Genomic DNA, 1911 nt, shown 5'->3' on the forward strand with positions numbered 1-1911 from the left:
CGGACAGGCTGCTGAGCACCTCGAAGCGCAGGCTCGGCTCGTCGCGCAGGTGGCGCGCGCCCCGAGCAGGTGCTCGCGCCGGACCTGGAACGTCAGCTCGCCACGGTCGACGACGATGCCCCTCGAGCGCTCCCCGCCGTCGACGCCTCGACACCGAGCGCGTCCGGCGCGACGTGAACCGGATTATCGACGTGACCGACGGCTTCGTCCGCGAGGCCAGCGCCTCGCTGTCGGCCGCCACCGCCGGACGGCACGAGCGCCAGCTGCTGTTGCGCGGCCTGCCCGGCGCCTTCCGCGTGCACGCCACGACGATCAACGAGGCGCGCCGCACCATGGCCGCGAGCGAGCGGGCCATCGCCGCCTTCGCCCGGCAGCGCGAGAGCGACGTCGCCGAGTTCGAGCGCGAGATCCTGTCCAGCGCCGAGAAGGTCGACGTGGCCGCGGCCGACATGACGCGCACCGCCGCCGAGATGCTGCGCGACGTGAGCGCCTTGCAGCAGGACGCGGTCAGCGCGGGCGGCTCGGTCGAGCACCTCACCGAGTCCTCCCAGGTCATCGGCCAGGTCGTGGGCCTCATCGCGAACGTCTCGGACCAGACGAAGCTGCTGGCGCTGAACGCCTCGATCGAGGCGGCGCGGGCCGGCGCGGCGGGCAAGGGCTTCGCCGTCGTCGCCGACGAGGTCAAGCGGCTGGCCGAGGAGACCGGCGCCGCGTCCAAGCGCGTGGAGGAGCAGCTCGGCTCGTCCCAGGGCGCGATCGGGGCGGTGTCGCGGGCGCTGGACGCCATCGTGGCCTCCATCGACGGCGTCCGGGCGAGCGTGGACGCGCTCGACGCGCGCATCGCCGGTCACGACGACGCGAGCCTGCGCTCCACGTCGTCCTCGCTGGACAGCCACGTGCGCAGCTTCCTGGAGCGGCTCAAGGCCTGACGGGCGTCCCGCCGTCGGTCAGGCGCGGGCCCACAGGCTGGTCCACTCGACGCCGACCTCGGCGACGAGCAGACGCAGCAGCGGCAGCGAGATGCCCACGACGTTGTGCGGGTCGCCCTCGATGCCGCGGACGAACGCGCCGCCGTAGCCGTCGAGGGTGAAGGCCCCCGCGACGTGCAGCGGCTCGCCGGTGGCGACGTACGCGTCGATCTCGGCGTCGGAGACGTCGGCGAAGTGCACGACGGTGGAGGCCGAGTCGAGGAACTCCTCGTCGCCGCGGCGGACGCAGTGGCCGGTGTGCAGCACCCCCGAGCGTCCGCGCATGCGCCGCCAGCGGGCGGTGGCGTCCGCGGCGTCGGCCGGCTTGCCGAGGATCTCGCCCTCGAAGGCCAGCACCGAGTCGCAGCCGACCACGAGCGCGTCGCCCTCGACGCGTCGCGACGGCTCGGCACTTGAGCTGGGCCAGCGCGGCGGCGAGGTTGGCCGGGTCGGTGCTCGTCACCTGCGTCTCGTCGACGCCGGAGACGACGACCTCGGGGTCGAGGCCGGCGGCGCGCAGCGTCGCGAGGCGGGCGGGGGACTGGGAGGCGAGGATCAGTCTCATCGCTGGGCAGCCTAGGCCACCTGGGGCGGCGAGGTTGCTCACCTTCGGGGCCGGCCTGCCGATGGACTGGGTCCGGACCCTGCAGGGGCCGCTGCTTGACCGCCAGCACCACGACGGGGGACCGCACGCCGATGAGCACCGAGCCTGCGCGGGCGCGTCTGCTCGTGCGCCTGCTGCCGGTGGTCGCGATCGTCGGGCTCCAGGCCTGGGTGACGCTCTCGCCCGGCCGCGACCCCGTCCTGCAGGTCGTCGTCGCGGTGCTGCTCCTCGCCCACGTGCAGTGGATGGCCCGCGTCGCCGAGGGCTACGCGCACGACGGGCCGCACCGCTCCATCGCCTCCGCGGGGCTCTGCCTGGCCGCCGGCCTCGTCGCGGACG

The 1911-nt window shown here is 74.7% G+C and carries 2 protein-coding genes and 1 pseudogene; 2 read left to right on the plus strand and 1 reads right to left on the minus strand.

The window, feature by feature from the left end:
• Window positions 1-191: 191 nt before the first annotated feature.
• On the plus strand, window positions 192-929 hold the full coding sequence (locus AC2W7G_RS15080; RefSeq protein WP_485869160.1) for a methyl-accepting chemotaxis protein: 738 nt from the start codon (window positions 192-194) through the stop codon (window positions 927-929).
• Between the two features lie 18 nt (window positions 930-947).
• Here the strand turns inward: AC2W7G_RS15080 and AC2W7G_RS15085 are convergent.
• Window positions 948-1533, minus strand: a pseudogene (locus AC2W7G_RS15085) (Maf family protein).
• A 131-nt stretch (window positions 1534-1664) separates the two neighbouring features.
• Here AC2W7G_RS15085 and AC2W7G_RS15090 point away from each other — a divergent pair.
• On the plus strand, window positions 1665-1911 hold a 247-nt coding region (locus tag AC2W7G_RS15090; RefSeq protein ID WP_485869161.1), incomplete at its 3' end, for a hypothetical protein.

It is taken from the genome of Aeromicrobium sp. PFPM2_SD2, from assembly GCF_057364525.1.